Origin of the sequence: Streptodolium elevatio (assembly GCF_040649515.1) — a bacterium.
Classification (GTDB): Bacteria; Actinomycetota; Actinomycetes; order Streptomycetales; family Streptomycetaceae; genus Yinghuangia; species Yinghuangia elevatio.
Genome location: NZ_JBEZFP010000176.1, coordinates 1 through 18,231, shown reverse-complemented (window position 1 = coordinate 18,231; position 18,231 = coordinate 1). Strand labels below are relative to the sequence as shown.

The 18,231-nt window shown below is 71.8% G+C and carries 12 protein-coding genes; 11 read left to right on the top strand and 1 reads right to left on the bottom strand.

The genetic code is table 11. The features are described from left to right. The first annotated feature begins 790 nt into the window (after positions 1-790). The gene (locus AB0C36_RS38935; protein WP_358363574.1) at positions 791-1,444 is read left to right on the top strand and encodes a signal protein; all 654 of its coding nucleotides are present in this window, start codon (positions 791-793) and stop codon (positions 1,442-1,444) included. A 45-nt stretch (positions 1,445-1,489) separates the two neighbouring features. Here the strand turns inward: AB0C36_RS38935 and AB0C36_RS38930 are convergent, their stop codons facing one another. Beyond that, positions 1,490-2,284: a FadR/GntR family transcriptional regulator gene (locus tag AB0C36_RS38930; RefSeq protein ID WP_435839204.1), complete on the bottom strand. Its 795-nt coding sequence runs from the start codon at positions 2,282-2,284 to the stop codon at positions 1,490-1,492. A 94-nt stretch (positions 2,285-2,378) separates the two neighbouring features. Here AB0C36_RS38930 and AB0C36_RS38925 point away from each other — a divergent pair, with 94 nt between their 5' ends. The 10 genes from AB0C36_RS38925 to AB0C36_RS38880 all read left to right on the top strand — a co-directional run bounded on the left by AB0C36_RS38925 (position 2,379) and on the right by AB0C36_RS38880 (position 18,155). Next, positions 2,379-3,737, top strand: coding sequence for a glutamine synthetase family protein (locus AB0C36_RS38925; RefSeq protein ID WP_358363571.1), 1,359 nt, complete (start codon positions 2,379-2,381; stop codon positions 3,735-3,737). A 137-nt stretch (positions 3,738-3,874) separates the two neighbouring features. Next, positions 3,875-5,242 carry an aldehyde dehydrogenase family protein gene (locus AB0C36_RS38920; protein ID WP_358363569.1) on the top strand — a complete coding sequence of 456 codons (1,368 nt, stop codon included), beginning with the start codon at positions 3,875-3,877 and terminating at the stop codon, positions 5,240-5,242. 155 nt (positions 5,243-5,397) lie between these two features. Further along, a complete protein-coding gene (locus tag AB0C36_RS38915) occupies positions 5,398-6,162 on the top strand; it encodes a 3-oxoacyl-ACP reductase (RefSeq protein ID WP_358363567.1) in 765 nt (254 codons plus the stop codon). A 48-nt stretch (positions 6,163-6,210) separates the two neighbouring features. Next, positions 6,211-6,933: a gamma-glutamyl-gamma-aminobutyrate hydrolase family protein gene (locus AB0C36_RS38910; RefSeq protein ID WP_358363566.1), complete on the top strand. Its 723-nt coding sequence runs from the start codon at positions 6,211-6,213 to the stop codon at positions 6,931-6,933. Positions 6,934-7,109: 176 nt separating this feature from the next. After that, positions 7,110-7,742, top strand: a complete 633-nt coding sequence (locus AB0C36_RS38905; RefSeq protein ID WP_358363564.1) for a lysoplasmalogenase family protein — start codon at positions 7,110-7,112, stop codon at positions 7,740-7,742. Positions 7,743-7,993: 251 nt separating this feature from the next. Then, complete coding sequence (gene leuS, locus AB0C36_RS38900; protein ID WP_358363562.1) at positions 7,994-10,876, top strand: leucine--tRNA ligase; 2,883 nt, start codon at positions 7,994-7,996, stop codon at positions 10,874-10,876. 238 nt (positions 10,877-11,114) lie between these two features. Then, a complete protein-coding gene (locus AB0C36_RS38895) occupies positions 11,115-11,714 on the top strand; it encodes a hypothetical protein (protein WP_358363560.1) in 600 nt (199 codons plus the stop codon). Between the two features lie 139 nt (positions 11,715-11,853). Further along, entirely contained in the window at positions 11,854-12,699 is an 846-nt protein-coding gene (locus tag AB0C36_RS38890; RefSeq protein WP_358363559.1) for a DegV family protein, read from the top strand. Between the two features lie 153 nt (positions 12,700-12,852). Further along, positions 12,853-13,941, top strand: a complete 1,089-nt coding sequence (locus tag AB0C36_RS38885) for a ComEA family DNA-binding protein (RefSeq protein ID WP_358363557.1) — start codon at positions 12,853-12,855, stop codon at positions 13,939-13,941. Then, a complete protein-coding gene (locus tag AB0C36_RS38880) occupies positions 13,938-18,155 on the top strand; it encodes a ComEC/Rec2 family competence protein (protein ID WP_358363556.1) in 4,218 nt (1,405 codons plus the stop codon). Before AB0C36_RS38885 ends, AB0C36_RS38880 begins: the two co-directional genes overlap by 4 nt. Positions 18,156-18,231 lie beyond the last annotated feature (76 nt).

Sequence of the window (18,231 nt, the reverse complement as noted above, 5' to 3'; positions counted from 1 at the left end):
TGCAGACCCTCCCGCTAATGCGCGGGCGGGGGTGACTTTATTTTGGCGGCTTCGCCACCCGCACCCCCCTCCTCTGCGGGGTGTTCTGGCTCGGGTGGTGGGTGCGGTTGGGTGGGGCTGTTTCCGCTTCGCGGCGGTCTGCTCGGTGATGGTGTTCCGCCCCCCTGCAGACCCTCCCGCTAATGCGCGGGCGGGGGTGACTTTATTTTGGCGGCTTCGCCACCCGCACCCCCCTCTGCGGGGTGTTCCGGCTCGGGGGGTGAATGCGGTCGGGTGGGGCTGTTTCCGCTTCGCGGTGGTCTGCTCGGTGATGGTGTTCCGCCTCCCCTTTGATGGCCGTCCTGCCCGGCCGGTCCCCGCGTGACGGGAAACCCACCGTCACTTCCGACCCTCCTTCTTCGAGTCGGTCCCACCCCATGCCCGGCCCCCGACCGTCCTCTCCAGGGCAGTTCCCCGTCTCGGTGCCCCCTCCCTCCCGAGCCTTCGCGCCTTCCCGGAGGCGACCCGCTCCGCGCCGGTGTCCGCTCCCACTTCCAGACCGCCTCGCTCGCTCGGGGTGACCCCCTCGGCGACGGTGCCCACGCCCACCTCCGACCTTCCTCTCCGGGGCGGTTCCTCCCGGACCGGTGCCCGCACCACGCGGCCGGAGGCGGCCAGGTGGCGGCACTCCGACCGCGCTCAAACAAATGCGCCCACCCCCGGCCAAGGGCCGACCACCTACACCGTCTCCACCGATCAGCCCGGCTTGGTTTCCGCATGGCGGGTCGGGGGCGCCTCTACGATGATCGCCGTGACCCGACGCCGTAGTTCCCTCGCCTCATTTGCTCTGGTGATTTGTGCCGCGATGACGCTGTCCGCGTGCAGTTCGGACGACAAGAAGCCGTCCGCCGCGTCCTCTTCGGGAGCCGGCATCGCGGACACGCCGATTCCGGCCGCGCCCGGCGGGGACGAGATCGCGGATCTGCAGTCCCGTTGGTGGGGCTGGGCGGCGTCGCAGCCGGCGGCGACGAACCCGGTGTCCGACACCACCGGTCAGCAGTGCGCGCAGGGACAACCCGACGATGTGTGGTTCGTGGCCGGTACGTTCGGCGCCGATGCGAAGCGCACCTGCACGGTTCCGGCCGGTCGCGCGCTGGCGGGCCCGCTGCTGAACCGCACCGCGGACACCGTCGAGCAGTGCGAGGCGTTCATCGCGGCGTCGGACGGCGAAGTGGTCCTGGACGGCAGCCCGGTCGACGTCAAGAAGGTCGGGCCCGAGGCGGTCAAGTTCACCGGTGTCGCGGGCAATCCTGTGACCAATAGCGCCGGCGAGGTGTCCAAGCAGGGCTGTGGTCTGTGGTTCACGTTGGCCCCGCTCGCACCTGGCGCCCACAAGCTCACCATCAGCGGCGTCAGCGACGACTTCAAGGTGTCGGTCGAGTACACCCTCAACGTCGCCGGCTGAGGCCGCAGGTCGCGATCGAGCACGCGCCGAAGGCGAACCGGCGGGTCAGGCGAGGAAGCCGCGGAGCAACGCGGCTGTGCCGTCGAGGTGTTCGGCCATCGCCCGGCGGGCGGCTTCGGGGTCGGCGTCGATGACGGCCCGGACTATCGCGGCGTGTTGCACGGCGCTGTGCTCGATGTTGCGTTCGAGGACCGGGATGGCGTTCAGCAGGTCGTTGAGGCGCATGCGGACGTCCGCCGCGGCCGCGGTGAGGCTGGACGACCCGGTCAGTTCCGCGAGCGTCAGGTGGAACGCGGTGTCGAGGCGGCGGTAGTCCTCGGGGGCCGCGGTGTCGACGGCGTCGAGGCGGGCCAGGAGGAGGGCGCGCTGCGCCGGGTCGAGGCCGCGTCCGGCGAGGGTCTGCACCGCGCCGACTTCGAGCACCTCGCGGAAGGTGAGGGCGTCGTCGAGCGCCGGTCCCATGTCCTCGACGCGGCGGCGCGCCTCGCCCGGTTCGGGGGCCGGCGGCGGGCCGGTGACGAACGTCCCGCCGAAGCGGCCCCGGCGTACCTCGACGTGTCCGGCCTGCTGGAGCGCGCGGAGCGCCTCGCGGAGGGTGATCCGGCTGACGCCCAGGCGGGCGGCGAGGTCGCGTTCGGCGGGGAACCTGGCGCCAGGGGGTACGACGCCGAGCTTGATCGCGGCCATCAGGCGTTCGACGGTCTCCTCGAACGCGTTGCCCGCGCGGACCGGGCGCAGCACCGCGTCGGCCGTCGGATCGCCCCACGCCCGGGACTCGGACGCGCGTTCATCGGCGTCGGTCGGCACCGCACCACCCCCTCGACGCGCGGATTCTTTCATCCAATCAATGGACTGATGTTAGACCAATGAGATTGGATAGCCCCGAACGATGGCCGGACGACGGGAGATCGGTGTGACGCAGGGGAGGGCGGCCGTGGCAGGGGAACAGCCGTACGACGTGGACCGGCTCCGGGCCCGGATCGCCGAGGGGGAGATCGACACCGTCCTCGTCGCCTTCACCGACATGCAGGGCCGGCTCCAGGGCAAGCGCCTGTCCGCGCGCTACTTCCTCGAAGAGGTCGTCGCCCACCACACCGAGGGCTGCAACTACCTGCTGGCCGTGGACATCGACATGAACACCGTCGACGGCTACGCCATGAGTTCCTGGGAGACCGGGTACGGCGACTTCGTCCTCGTCTCCGACATGGCGACGCTGCGCGAAGTGCCGTGGAACGCGGGCACCGCGATGGTGCTCGCCGACCTGGCCTGGCCCGACGGACGCCCGGTGGTCGCTTCGCCGCGGCAGATCCTGAAGGCGCAGACGGACCGGCTCGCGGCCCTGGGGCAGCGCGCGATGGTGGGCACCGAGCTGGAGTTCGTCGTCTACCGCGACACGTACGAGCAGGCGTGGAACCGCGGCTACCGCGACCTCACGCCGGCCAACCAGTACAACGTCGACTACAGCGTGCTCGGCACCGCGCGGATCGAGCCGCTGTTGCGGCGCATCCGCAACGAGATGACCGCCGCGGGCATGTACGTCGAGTCCGCGAAAGGCGAGTGCAACCTCGGCCAGCACGAGATCGCCTTCCGCTACACCGAAGCCGTGCGCACCTGCGACCACCACAGCATCTACAAGAACGGTGCCAAGGAGATCGCCGCTCAGGAGGGCATGAGCCTGACCTTCATGGCCAAGCCCAATCAGCGCGAAGGCAATTCGTGCCACATCCATCTGTCGCTGCGCGGCGAGGACGGCCCGGTGCTGAGCGGTGACGGGCCGTACGGGCTCTCCAAGGCGGGCGCGCACTTCCTGGCCGGCCAACTCGCCACACTGCGCGAGTTCACCCTGCTGTACGCGCCGAACATCAACTCCTACAAGCGCTACCAGCCCGGCACCTTCGCCCCCACCGCCGTGCAGTGGGGGGTCGACAACCGGACGTGCGCGCTGCGCCTGGTCGGCCACGGCCAGTCGCTGCGTGTCGAGAACCGCGTCCCCGGCGGTGACGTGAATCCGTATCTCGCGGTCGCGGGCATGATCGCCGCGGGCCAGTACGGCATCGACAACGAACTGCCGCTGCCGGAACCGCAGATGGGCAACGCGTACACCTCCGGCGCCGAGACCGTGCCGACCACGCTGCGCGAGGCGCTGGACCTGTGGGAGAAGAGCGAGCTCGCGCGCACGGTGTTCGGCGACGAGGTGCACGCGCACTATGCGAACGCCGCGCGCGTGGAGCTGGCGGCGTATGAAGCGGCGGTCACCGACTGGGAGTTGTTCCGTGGCTTCGAGCGCATGTAGGGCGCGCGCATGGCGCGTGAGGCTGCCGGAGGTCGAACGCACACGGCCCGCGTGACGTGTCAGGTGAGTCGTCTGTGGCTCGGCGCGCGGCACACAACGCAGCAAGACATCGCAAGAGAGACAGAGAAAGGGCCGCGATGGCCGACGACGTCTTCGACGTGATCAACCCGGCGACCGAGGAAACGGTCGCCTCCGTGCCGATGGCGAGTGCCGCCGAGGTGGATGCTGCGGTACGCCGCGCCGCCGCCGCGTACCCGTCGTGGCGCGCCGTCGCGCCCGGCGACCGCGCCCGCCAGCTGCGCCGCTTCGCCGAGGTCGTCGACGCCCACACCGACGAACTGGCGGCTCTCGAAGTGGCCGAGGCCGGGCATCCGGTGGGCAACGCGCGCTGGGAGGTCGGCAACCTGCGCGACGTCCTGCACTACTACGCCGGTGCGCCCGAGCGCCTGACCGGGCGTCAGATCCCGGTGCCGGGCGGCATCGACGTCACCTTCCAGGAGCCGCTGGGCGTCGTCGGCCTCATCGTGCCCTGGAATTTCCCGCTGCCCATCCTCGGATGGGGCCTGGCGCCCGCGCTCGCGGCCGGCAACACGGTCGTCGCCAAGCCCGCCGAGCTGACACCGCTGACCGCGCTCAGGGTCGCCGAACTGGCACTGGAGGCCGGTCTTCCGGAGGGTGTGTTCCAGGTGCTGCCCGGCCGCGGAACCGAGGCGGGCCGCGCGCTGGTCGACCACGAACTCGTCCGCAAGATCGTGTTCACCGGCTCGACGGCGGTCGGCAAGGAGATCATGGCGCGCGCCGCGGGCGGCGTGAAGCGCGTGACGCTCGAACTCGGCGGCAAGAGCGCCAACATCGTGTTCGCCGACGCCGACCTGGAGAAGGCCGCGGCGGCAGCGCCGATGTCGTTCTGCGACAACACGGGGCAGGACTGCTGCGCGCGGAGCCGCATTCTGGTGCAGCGCGGCGCGTACGACAGGTTCCTCGAACTGCTGGAGCCGCACATCCTCGCGGTGCGCGCGGGCGACCCCAACGACCCGGCAACCGAGATGGGCCCGCTGGTCTCGGCCGCGCAACTCGACCGGGTGCGCGGGTACGTGACCGACGACGCACCCGTCGCCATCCGCGGCACGGTGCCGTCCGGCAAGGGCTTCTGGTACCCGGCCACGGTCCTGACGCCCGCCGATCCGCTGGACCGGACCGTCACCGACGAGATCTTCGGCCCGGTGACCGCGGTGATCCCGTTCGAGGACGAGGACGACGCGGTGCGCATCGCCAACGCGACCGTCTACGGCCTGGCCGGCTCGATCTGGACCCGCGACATCGGCCGCGCACTGCGGGTCAGTCGCGGCGTCGAGGCGGGCAATCTGTCCGTCAACTCACACTCCTCGGTCCGCTATTGGACGCCCTTCGGCGGCTTCAAACAGTCCGGCCTCGGCCGCGAACTGGGCCCGGACGCACTGGCGGCCTTCACCGAGACGAAGAACGTGTTCATCGGAACGGAGTGACCGATGACCGACAGAGCGAGCATCGGAACGGAGTGACCGATGACCGACAGAGCGAGCATCGGAACGGAGTGACCGATGACCGGACAAGCGCCATCGGTACGGAGTGACCGACCGATGACCGGCAACCGCCGCATCAAAGCACGTACGGAGGAACAGTGAAGCGTTTCGAGGGCCGCACGGCCGTCATCACCGGTGCCGGCAGCGGCATCGGCCTGGCCACCGCGAAGCGCCTCGCGTCCGAGGGCGCCAACGTGGTCTGCGTCGACGTCGACGAGACCGCGGGGGAGGCCGCGGCGGAGGCGGTGGCCGGCCTGTTCGTCAAGGCCGACGTCACCTCCGAGGCCGACGTCGAAGCCATGTACCAGGCCGCGTTCAACACGTACGGTCGCATCGACGTCGCGTTCAACAACGCCGGCATCTCGCCGCCCGACGACGACTCGATCCTGACCACCGGACTCGACGCATGGCGCCGCGTGCAGGAGGTCAATCTGACGTCGGTCTATCTGTGCTGCAAGTACGTCATCCCCTACATGCAGCGCCAGGGCAAGGGGTCGATCGTCAACACCGCGAGCTTCGTGGCCCGCATGGGGGCGGCGACGTCGCAGATCTCCTATACCGCGTCGAAGGGCGGGGTGCTGGCCATGTCGCGCGAACTTGGCGTGCAATTCGCGCGGGAGGGTATTCGTGTCAACGCCCTGTGCCCGGGGCCGGTGAATACTCCGCTGCTGCAAGAGCTGTTCGCCAAGGACCCGGAGCGCGCGGCACGACGACTTGTGCACATCCCCACCGGGCGCTTCGCGGAGGCCGAGGAGATCGCGGCGGCGGTCGCGTTCCTCGCCTCCGACGACGCGTCCTTCATCACTGCCGCCGAGTTCCTGGTCGACGGCGGGATTTCGGGTGCCTACGTGACACCGCTCTAGCCGCCCGCAAGAACCACGGCATCGTCAGCGAGACAGGTGGTACCTCTCATGCCCCGCCCCGTCATCGGCATCACCGCCTACAGCGAACAGGCCAAATGGGCCGCCTGGGACGTGCAGGCGACGCTCCTCCCGCAGGCGTACGTCGACCGTGTCGCGGCCGCCGGCGGGCTGCCCGTGCTCCTGCCGTCCGTGCCGGATGTCGCCGAGGCCGTCGACCGCATCGACGCGCTTCTGATCGCCGGGGGCGGCGACATCGATCCGGCCAGGTACCGGAGCGAGGCGCACGAGCGCACCGGGTTCGTGCGCCCGGCGCGGGACACGGCCGAGTTCGCGCTCGCCGAGCGGGCGTTCGACGCACGTATCCCGGTGCTGGGCATCTGCCGCGGCCTCCAGGTCCTCAACGTCCTGCGCGGCGGCACGCTGGTCCAGCATCTGCCGGACCGGCTCGGCGACGAGCGCCACGCGCCCGCTCCCGGGCAGTACGGGCGGCACCCGGTCTCCCTGGTGCCGGGGAGCCGCACGGCGCAGTTGTACGGGCGGACCGAGTTGGACGTCGCGACGTACCACCACCAGGCCGTGGACACGCTCGGCGCCGGACTCGTGGTGACGGGGCGGGCCCCCGACGGAACCGTCGAAGCGCTGGAGGTGCCGGGCCACCCGTTCGCGGTCGCGGTGCAGTGGCACCCCGAGGTGGACGACGACCTGTCGCCGTTCGCGGGACTCGTGGCGGCGGCCGAGGCGCGCTCGGCGTCGACGGTTGTCCCGGTCTGAGGCCGCCGCGCCGGAGGCGCCCGCATGCCGCGGTGCGCCCCGGCGCGCACGCCGGTGGATGTCAAGGACAGGAGACGCGCACCACAACGCGGGTCGGACTCAGGCGCATCACGGTTGCATGACGTACTGCCCCGATAGGCGAATTCTCCGGTTACCAATCAGTATGGTCGCCGGTCATGACCCCCCTCGCGTGGACCCTGTTCGCGGTGGCCGCCATCGTGGCGGTCGCCGACTGGGCCGCAGTCGGACGCGAGGATTTGCGGCTCGAAAGCCGGGCCAAGCCGGCCGTCATCGTGGCGCTCATAGCCGTGGCGGCCGCCCTCGACCCGTCCAGCGAGAGCCAGCGCGCCGCCTTCCTCATAGCCCTCGGCCTGTCGCTGACCCGCGATGTGCTCACGCTCGGGGGCGAACGGCACTTCGTGGCGGCCGTCGGCGCGTCCCTCGCGGCGCACGCGGCCTATGTCGTCGGGTTCCAGCAGGTCGGCTGGTCGTGGCTGTGGGCCGCGGCCGGCATCGTGGTCGTTCTGGTGGCAACTCTCGGGTACGCGGTCCGGCTTGTCCTCGGTGTCCGCGCGTCCCGTCCCATGTTGACGCTGCCGGTCGTGCTCTACATAGGCGTGCTGTCGGTCATGGTGGTGGCGGCGTCCGCGACCGGTCGGCCGACCGCGGTCGCGGGGGCGTTCCTGTTCTACTGCTCGGACGCCCTCGCCGGGTGGAACCGCTTCCGGGAGGAAACGCCGTACGCCCGCATCAGCATCGCGGTGTCGTACCACCTCGCGCAGATGCTCCTCGTCCTGTCGCTCGTCTGACGCGGGCGGCCTTCGCGGGGATATCGCGAGGTCGGCGGAGCACCATCCGGTACCCTGTGGCTATGCGTGCCGTACTGCTGCTTACCGGGCCGCGCTGAGCAGGACGGGCGACCACCTCGCATGAGGCGCTGTCGCCCACCTCGGCGCGGCGACCCCTCCTGTGCGAGGGGTTTTTGTATTTCCGGCAAGACCGCGTTATTTCGACGGCCAATACGACACGCACACGTGTGCACCCAGGAGCCCTGAGGACGATGACCGAGACGACGCAGGCCGCCGAGCCGACCGAGCCCTACCGCTACACGGCCGCCATGGCCGGCGAGATCGAGCTGCGCTGGCAGGACCGCTGGGAAGGGGACGGCACGTTCGAGGCCCCGAACCCGGTGGGCCCGCTGGCCGAGCCGGACAAGGTCGCGGGCCGCGAGAAGATGTTCGTGATGGACATGTTCCCGTACCCGTCGGGTGTGGGCCTGCATGTCGGCCACCCCCTGGGCTACATCGCCACCGACGTGTTCTCCCGGTACAAGCGCATGACCGGGTTCAATGTGCTGCACACCCTGGGCTACGACGCGTTCGGCCTGCCCGCCGAGCAGTACGCGGTGCAGACCGGCACGCACCCGCGCATCACCACCGAGGCGAACATCGCCACCATGCGCCGTCAGCTGCGCCGCCTGGGCCTGGGCCACGACCCGCGCCGCTCGATCTCGACGATCGACCCGGACTACTACCGCTGGACGCAGTGGATCTTCCTGCAACTGCGCACGTCCTGGTACGACACCGAGGCCGACGGCGGCAAGGGCCGCGCGCGGCCGATCGCCGACCTGGTCGAGCAGTTCGAGAAGGGCACCCGAGCGGTTCCCGGCGGTGGGGTGTGGGCCGACCTGAGCCGCGCGGAGCAGGCGAAGGTGGTCGACGGCTTCCGCCTGGCCTACCTGTCCGAGGCGCCGGTCAACTGGTGCCCAGGTCTGGGCACCGTGCTGGCGAACGAGGAGGTCACCGCCGACGGGCGCAGCGAGCGCGGCAACTTCCCGGTGTTCAAGCGCAGCCTGAAGCAGTGGATGATGCGGATCACCGCGTACTCCGACCGGCTGATCGACGACCTGGACACGCTGGACTGGCCCGAGCCGATCAAGCTGATGCAGCGCAACTGGATCGGCCGGTCCGAGGGCGCGCACATCGACTTCGCCTTCGTGGGCCACGAGGACGTGTCCGTCCGCGTGTTCACGACCCGTCAGGACACCCTGTTCGGCGCGACGTACATGGTCCTGGCGCCCGAGCACGAGCTGGTCGGGGCCGTCGTGCCCGACGCCTGGCCGGCGGGTACGCCGGAGGCGTGGACGGGCGGGGCGGCCACCCCGGCGGAGGCGGTCGCGGCGTACCGTGCCGAGGCCGCGTCCAAGTCCGAGGTCGAGCGGCAGACCGAAGGCCGTGACAAGACCGGTGTCTTCACGGGCGCTTACGCGGTCAACCCGGCCGGCGGCACGGCCGTCCCCGTGTTCATCGCCGACTACGTGCTGGCCGGCTACGGCACCGGCGCCATCATGGCGGTGCCCGCCCACGACCACCGGGACTTCGAGTTCGCCCGCAAGTTCGAGCTGCCGATGATCTGCGTCGTCGAGCCCGACGACGGCCGCTCGACCGACCCGGCCACGTGGGACGACGCGTTCGTCTCCAAGACCGCCCGGATCGTCAACTCGGCCACGCCCGACTTCAGCCTGAACGGCCTGGACGTGACCGAGGCCAAGCGCGCCATGGACGCGCATCTGGCGGCGCAGGGCGTCGGCGCGCCGACCGTCACCTACCGGCTGCGGGACTGGCTGTTCAGCCGCCAGCGGTACTGGGGCGAGCCCTTCCCGATCGTCTACGACGAGGACGGCATCGCGCACGAACTGCCGGACTCCATGCTGCCGGTCGAGCTGCCGGAGATCGACGACTACAGCCCGCGCACGTTCGACCCGGACGACGCCGACTCGCAGCCCGAGACGCCGCTGTCGCGGCGCGAGGACTGGGTGACGGTCGAACTGGACCTGGGCGATGGGCCGCGTACTTACCGCCGCGAGACCAACACGATGCCCAACTGGGCGGGTTCGTGCTGGTACGAACTGCGCTACGTGGACCCGACCAACCCCGACCAGCTGGTCGACCCCGAGAACGAGAAGTACTGGATGGGTCCGCGTACCGCGGGCGCGTCCGGCGGCGTCGACCTGTACGTCGGCGGGGCCGAACACGCCGTGCTGCACCTGCTGTACGCGCGTTTCTGGCACAAGGTGCTGTTCGACCTGGGCTACGTGTCGTCGTTCGAGCCGTTCCACAAGCTGTTCAACCAGGGCTACATCCAGGCCTTCGCCTACACCGACGCGCGCGGTGTGTACGTGCCGGCCGAAGAGGTCACGGAGGAGGACGGCAAGTTCTTCTTCGGGGTCGAAGAGGTCAAGCGCGAGTACGGCAAGATGGGCAAGTCGCTGAAGAACTCGGTGACTCCCGACCAGATCTGCGAGGAGTACGGCGCGGACACCCTGCGCCTGTATGAGATGTCCATGGGCCCGCTGGAGGCCTCCCGCCCGTGGGACACGCGCGCGATCGTCGGCTCGTACCGCTTCCTGCAGCGCCTGTGGCGCAACATCATCGACGAGTCGACCGGTGAGGTGCGGGTCGCCGACACCGAGCCCGACGAGGCGACGCTGCGCGCGATGCACAAGGCGATCGACGGCATGCGCAAGGACCTGGAAGGCATGCGGTTCAACACGGCCATCGCCAAGGCGATCGAGCTGAACAACCATCTGACCAAGCTGGACTCGGTGCCGCGCCCGGTCGCGGACAAGTTGGTCCTGATGGTCGCGCCGCTGGTGCCGCACGTCGCCGAGGAGCTGTGGGCGCGCCTGGGCCACGACGGGTCGCTGGCGCACCATGACTTCCCGGAGGCGGACCCCGCGTACGTCGTCGACGACACGGTGACGTGTGTCGTGCAGATCAAGGGCAAGGTCAAGGCGCGCCTGGAGGTGCCGCCGGGCATCGGCGAGGACGACCTGCGCGAACTGGCCCTGGCCGACGCGGCGGTCCAGTCCGCGCTGGGCGGCGCGGCGGTGCGGATGGTGGTCGTACGGCCGCCCAAGCTGGTGAACATCGTTCCGGCGTGAGCCGGGCACGGACGCGCCCGTCGGGCCGCGTCCCGACGGGCGCGGACGGTCTTCTCCGTCCGCGCCCGTTCTGTTCGAGGGTGATTCGCCCACGTTCGTTTCCCTGCCGTGTACGGTGCATTTCCGGGCTGTGACGATCGCCCTGGATCGCGGTGTTTTCGTCCGGCGCGGACGCCCGGTGCCTCAGCGGCGCTACTGTTGGGGCATTCGCAGGTGGCGACCTGGGAGGAGACCAGCCGTGTCACTCGCCTCGGACGGTGCGCAAGCCGTCGCCCTCTTCCTGGGCGCAGGGGTCGCCGCGCTGATGGTGCTGATCGGTGTGGTGGTGATCATCGGGGTGATGGTGCGGCGTGCGGTGCGGCGCAGAATCGACCGGCATGCGCCGCGCCTGCGGGGCCTGGTGGACGACGCGGCGTCGCGGGCCCGCGCGTACACCCGCCCGGGTGGCGCCGGCGAGGCGGCCCGGCTGCGGTCCGCGGTACGCAAGTCCCTCGAACACACCCGCAGGGTCCTCGACGCCGGCTACGCGCGGGACACCCAGCTCGCCGAGGCCCGGCAACTCCTCGCCCGCCTCGAACGCTTCGCCGAGGGGCTGGACACCGACCTGCGGATGCTGGAGCGCGAGCCGGACCCGGTCCGGATGGAGCGCGAGCTGCCCGCGCTGCGCGAACGGGCCGAGCGGGTCCAGCACGCCGCCGGGTCGCTGCGCTGGGCCGCGCAGGACCGCGAGCAGGTTCTGGCGCACGACGACCTCGACCGGCTCGGGCGCGAGGTCGAGCAGGAGGTCGCGGCGTTGCGCGAGACCACGCAGGCGGCCAAGGACGCGCTCGGCCCCTGACATGTGCGCGACGCGTTTGCCGGGCAGGTCGCGCGGAACGGAGGATGTGCGGCCGACGTGCGACCGGTGTCCGACCGCCCGGGTGCGGTGAACGTTTTCCTCGTCCCTTGTCCCTTCGCCGACGGGTAGCTTCAGCCCCATGACGACCGAAGTCGCGATCGTTACCGATTCCACGGCGTACCTGCCCGACGCGGTCGTCGAGCAGCACGGCATCGTCGTCGTGCCGCTCAAGGTCGTGCTCCGCGGGCGGCCGCTCGACGAGGGGACGGAGGCGACGCCGGCCGGCCTTGCCGAGGCGCTGCGGCAGAAGCGCGTGGTGACGACGTCGCGCCCGTCGCCGGAGACGTTCGCGGAGACGTACCGGCGGGTCGCGGAGGGCGGCGCGCGCGAGATCGTGTCGGTGCACTTGTCGGCGGAGCTGTCGGGCACGTACGAGGCGGCACTGCTGGCCGCACGAGAGTCCCCAGTGCCGGTCCGTGTGGTCGATTCCCGGACACTGGCCATGGCCATGGGCTTCCCGGTCCTGACCGCGGCCGAGGCGGCGGCGGACGGCGCGTCGGCGGAGGACGCGGCGACGGCGGCGGAGAAGCGCGCGGGGGCGACCTCGGGATTCTTCTACGTGGACACGCTGGAGTACCTGCGGCGCGGCGGGCGCATCGGCGCCGCCGCCGCGCTCATGGGCGCGGCGCTCGCGGTCAAGCCGCTGCTGCACGTCTCGGACGGTCGGGTGGCCCCCCTGGAGAAGGTCCGCACGTCTGCCCGTGCCATCAGCCGGCTCGAGGAGATCGCCTTGGAAGCGGCCGGCGAGGGCCGGGTCGATGTGGCCGTGCACCACCTGGCCAGCCCGGACCGCGCCGAGGCGTTGGCCGGTCGACTGCGCGAACGCCTGCCGCAGCTGGGGGAGTTGTACGTATCCGAGGTCGGCGCGGTGATCGGCGCGCACGCGGGCCCGGGGCTGCTCGCCGTGGTGGTCTCCCCGAAGTAGGGCGCAGGCGCGGTTCGTTCGGCGTGTCGCGGGGCGTCGCCATCTACCTCATCTCCACGGCCGCGGTCGAGCCCGTCGTCCACAGGCTCGGGGTTGTCCACAGATTTCGATCACCGGCGCGGGGCGCCCGACTTCGCCGCCTAGCGTCGAGGCATGTCGAAATCACCGAACCCCCGGACCGCCTCCCGACTCGCCGCGTTGTTCCCGGCCGACGCCGCCCCCGGGCGGCACGCAACCGATGCCGCGCTCGGGCCGCACCGTTCCGACGACCCTGCCTCCTCGCGCCACGCCGCGGCGTCGCCCGAGACCCCGCCGCCCGGCGTGCCGCCACCCGGTCCGGACCCGTGGGCGGGCGTCCCGGAGCCCGTCGGCAGCGGGCCTCGGGACGCCTCGGCCGACCGAGACGCCTCGGCTGAGCCGCTGCCCGCCGCAACCCGCTTCGCCGCGACGGTCGCGGACCGAATCCCGCCCGGTCTCAAGGCGTTCCGCATCGCGGTGGACGGGCGGGTGGTGGCGGCGGTGGCCGCCCTGGCACTCCTCGCGATCGTCATCGCCGGCGTGGGCTGGTGGCGGTCGCGTCCGCAGACGGTGGCGGTGCCTGCGGCCGTCGCGGCCTCCGCCTCCGGGGCCGCTGTCGGGGCCGGTTCCGGGACCGCTGCTCCCGGTGCCACCGCGGGATCGCTCGGCTCGGGCGCCTCCCGGCCGGATCCGCTTGCCTTGCCCGCCTCGGCTGCCCTGGCGGCTCCGACCGACCCCTCCGCGGCCGCGGCCGCCGCGTCGGTGTCCGTCCATGTCGTCGGACGCGTCGCCCGCCCCGGCCTGTTCGCCCTCCCCGCCGGATCCCGCGTCGACGACGCCCTCAAGGCGGCCGGCGGGGCGCTCCCCGGTACGGACCTGGCCGCTCTCAACCTGGCGCGTGTGCTGTCCGACGGCGAGCAGGTGCCGGTCGGTGTGCCCGGGGCAACCGCCGTCCCGGCCCCGGCGGGTGCGCCCGCGGCGTCCGCGGCGGGGAAGGGGGCGGCGAAGGGCGCGGCAAACGGCGCGGCGGCCGGTGTCGTCGACCTGAACACGGCCACCGCCGAACAACTCGAGGGCCTGCCCGGCATCGGCCCCGTCATGGCCGCGAGCATCCTCGACTGGCGTCGCGCGCACGGCCGGTTCACCTCGGTCGAGCAACTCCGCGAGATCCGCGGCATCGGCGAACGCCGCTTCGAGGAACTCCGCCCGAGGGTGCGCGTATGAGCACGCCACCGGTCCAGGGCCGCCCGGGCGATGCCGCCCGTACCGCCGCGGTCGACCTCAGGCTCGTTCCGGGCGCCGTTGCGGCCTGGGGTGCCGCGTGGTGCGTTCCGGCCGTACGCCCGGTCGTGGCCTGGACGTTCGTCGGCGGCTGCGTGGTCGGAGCAACCGCCCTGTCCGCCCTGTGCCGGGGGCGCACGATTCGCGCCACGGCGGCCGTCGCCCTCGTCTGCTGTGCGGCCGGTGGAGCGTCCGCAACCCTGCAGACCTCCGCGCAGCGGGCCGGGCCCGTCCGTGCGCTCGCCGACCGGGGCGCCACCGTCACCGCGCAACTCACCGTCACCGGCGACCCGACAGTGGTCGTCCCCAAGGTCCGCGGCACATCGCTCGGTACCGCGAAGTTCCGCATCCCGGCGCGCGTCGACCGGCTCGTCACCCCCGCCGGCCCGTCCGTGCGCCTGCGAACTCCCGTGCTGATTCTGGCGACCGGGCAAGCCCCGTGGCCTCGGCTGCTGCCCGGCACACGCATCAACGCGGCCGGCCGGCTGGTCGCCGCCCGGCCGGACAGCCCGGCGACCGCGCTCCTCATCGTCGAATCCGCGCCCCGGGTGACCGGCCGTCCGTCCGACCACCAGCGACTGGCGGGCCATGTCCGGGACCGGCTGCGCCGGGCCTGCGCAGGTCTGCCCGCCGCACCGCGCGGGCTGCTCCCCGGCCTGGTCGTCGGCGACACCTCAGCCGTTCCCCTTGGTCTCACCGAGGACTTCAGGACCACCGAACTCACTCACCTGATGGCGGTGAGCGGCACCAACATCACCATCCTGCTCGGCGCCGCGCTCCTGACATTCCGTCATGTGGGGGTCCGAGGGCGCGCGTTGCCCGTGCTGGGTGCGGGGGCCGTGGTGGGCTTCGTCGTCCTCGCGCGCCCTGAACCCAGCGTGCTGCGGGCCGCGCTCATGGGGCTGGTGACGCTTGCCGCCCTGTTCGGCGGGTGGCGCCGCCACGGCCCCTCCGCCCTGGCCGCCGCGGCACTGCTCCTGGTCCTGCTGGACCCGGCGCTGGCGCGCAGTTTCGGATTCATCCTCTCGGTGCTGGCCACCGGAGCCCTGCTGCTGATCGCCCCGCGCTGGGCGGCGGCCCTCGTGCGCCGCGGCTGGCCCGCCCCGATCGCCGTGGTCGTCGCGGTCCCGTGCGCCGCCCAGGCCGTCTGCGCCCCCGTTGTCGTCACCTTCACCGAGCGGGTCAGCATCGTCGCGGTCCCGTGCAACCTGCTGGCGGAGTTCGCCGTCGCACCCGCGACCGTGCTCGGGTTCGTCGTGCTGCTCGTGGCGCCCCTGCACATCCCGGCCGCCGCCCTGGTCGCGCACGTTGCGGCGGTGCCGGTGGCGTGGATCGCCCTGGTCGCCCGCACCGGGGCGGCGTTCCCCGGAGCCACCGTCGGCTGGCCCGGCGGCCTGCCGGGCGGTCTCGCCCTCGCCGTCGTCACCGTCGCCGCGATTCCCCTCACCCGTGCGCTCGTCCGGCGGCCCGTCGCCGTCACGGTGCTCGCGGCCGTGGTGCTCATCGCGTTGCTGCGCCCCCAGCCGCTCATCCGTCCCCTCACCGGGTGGCCGCCGCCCGGCTGGCACTTGGTGGCCTGCGACGTCGGGCAGGGCGACGCCTTCGTGCTCAACGCCGGACACGGCCGAGGCGTCGTGGTGGACACCGGCCCCGACCCGCACGCCGTCGACCGGTGCCTGCGCGACCTCGGCATCGACCGCGTCCCGCTGGTCATGCTCAGCCATTTCCACGCCGACCACGTGGAGGGCCTGCCCGGTGTGCTGAACGGCCGGGCGGTCGGCGCCGTCGAGACGTCCGGCCTGCGTGAGCCGGCCGGCGAGGTCGCCCGCGTACAGCGCTGGGCCGAGGCGGCCCGGGTGCCGGTGCAAACTGCCCGGCACGGCGAGCAACGCGTCGTCGCCGACGGTGCGCTGCGGTGGCGGGTGATCGGCCCGCGTGATCCGCAGGCCGTCCGCCGGTACCGCGGTTCGGCGCCCAACAACGCCAGCACGGTGGTCCTTGCCGAGGTCTCCGGCATCCGGATCCTGTTCACCGGCGACGTCGAGCCGGAGGCCCAGCGGGCGCTGCGCGCCGACCTGTCCGGCATCCGGGTGGACGTCCTCAAGGTCCCGCACCACGGCTCGGCGCGGCAGGACCCGGCGCTGTTCCTGGGCCTGCGTCCGCGACTGGCGCTCGTCTCGGTCGGCGCCGGGAACACCTACGGCCATCCGAGCCGTGCGGCGCTCTCGCTCCTCACCGCGGCGGGCGCACACACCGCCCGTACCGACCTCCAGGGCGCAATCGCCTTGTCCGGTACGGCCAAGGACCTGCGCATCACCACCCGCCCCCGGTCCCGGGTCGTCGCCCGAGGCGGCCCGCCGGCCCGTCACGACCACGGCCACGCTGCACAAAGTTCTGCCTTGAATCGCTCGGCGCTCTGTGGTTGCTTGAGTCCGTCAAGTAAGTCGGAGGGACCACAAGTCCAGGCACGTGTCACCACAGGCAGGGTTCCGAGGAGCACGGCGCACCGAGCCGTTCCGCCGGGGGAACGGGCCCTCAGCGCCGAGGAGTCGCCGATGTTTCCGAGAACCATGCCGCCCCGCCGCTCCGCCCCGCGCGTCCGGCGCCGAAGGCTCGCGGCGGTGGCGGCGGCCGCCGCCTTCGCCCTGTCGGCCACCGCGTGCGGGGGCGGCTCCGACGACGGCGGTTCCGCCGGCGGCACCGCGCAGCGGGGCGGCTCGGTCACGATCCCGCTGCCGGTGGAATCGCGCGGGCTCGACCCGTTCACCGCGTCCTACACCGGCTCGGCCGACTCCAGCCGGATGGCCGCGCTCTACGACTTCCTGGTGTACCTGGACCCGGCCGACGGCAAGGTCAAACCGCGCGTCGCGGAGAGCCTCATCCCAGACGCCACCGGCGCGGTCTGGACGCTGAAGATCAAGCCCAACGTGAACTTCAGCGACGGCACGCCCTACGACGCCGCCGCGGTCAAGGCGAACTGGGACGCCAACAACGACCCGGCGATGAGCTCCATCCACCGCGCCAACATGGCCGGTGTGACCAGCGAGGTCGCCGGGCCGCTGGAGCTGCGCATCACGCTGGCGAAGCCCAACCTGAACTTCGACCGCACGGTGGCCAACGGCCTCGCGCACATCGCCTCGCCCACCGCGTTCAAGGCCGACCCCAAGGGGTTCCCGAGCAAGCCGGTCGGTGCCGGCCCGTTCCTGCTCAAGGAGTGGGTGCGCGGCAGCCAGCAGGTCATGGTGCGCAACCCCACCTACTGGCAGGCCGGGTTGCCCATGCTCGACCAGATCACCTTCACGGTCATGCCCGACAGCACGCAGCTGCTCAACACCCTGGGCAACAACCAGGCCGACATCACCGTGACCTCCAACGGGGAGGCCGAGGAGATCGCCGCGACCAAGAACCTCGAGGCGATCACGACCCAGGTCTACGGCGGCCAGTACTTCCTGATGAACATGCGCCGCGCGCCCTTCGACGACCCGCGCGCCCGGCGCGCGATGGCCATGGCCTTCGACGGCGCCGCGATGATGCAGACCCTCTACCAGGGCGACATCAAGACCGCGGACGGACTCTTCCCCGACAACTCCCCGCTGATCGACCCGTCGGTGTCGGCGCAGCCGGCGTACAACCAGGCCGAGGCGCAGAAGCTGTTCGACGAGCTGGCCGCCGAGGGCAAGCCGGTCAACTTCACGTACCTCACGCAGCAGAACGCCAACGCGCGCAAGACGGCCGAGTACATGCAGAGCCGACTGGCCCAGTACAAGAACGTCAAGATGGAGGTCGAGGCCCTGGAGGTCACGGCGTACATCACCAAGGGGCTGGTCAACCGCGACTTCCAGGCCCAGAACTTCGGTATGTGGCTGGCCGACCCGGACCCGGGCATCGACAGCCTGTTCCGTACCGGTTCCCCGACCAACTACTCGGGCTACGCCAACCCGGCGGCGGACGCGGCGCTCGACCAGGCGCGGGCCGCCACCACGCCGGAGGGGCGGCGTGCCGCGTACTCCGAACTGGTCAAGCTCACCGCGCAGGACGTGCCGTTGTTCGTCTGGCAGGAGGCGACCACCTCGGTCATCCACCGGCCGAGCGTGACCGGGTTGCAGGTGGTCAACGACGGTGCGCTGGTGGTGGACCAGATCGCCCTGAAGAAGTGACCGGGCACGCGGGCCGCGGCGGGGTGCCGCGCTCGTAGTGACCCCCCGGGCCCGTCCGGCCGCGGGTCACCGCGGC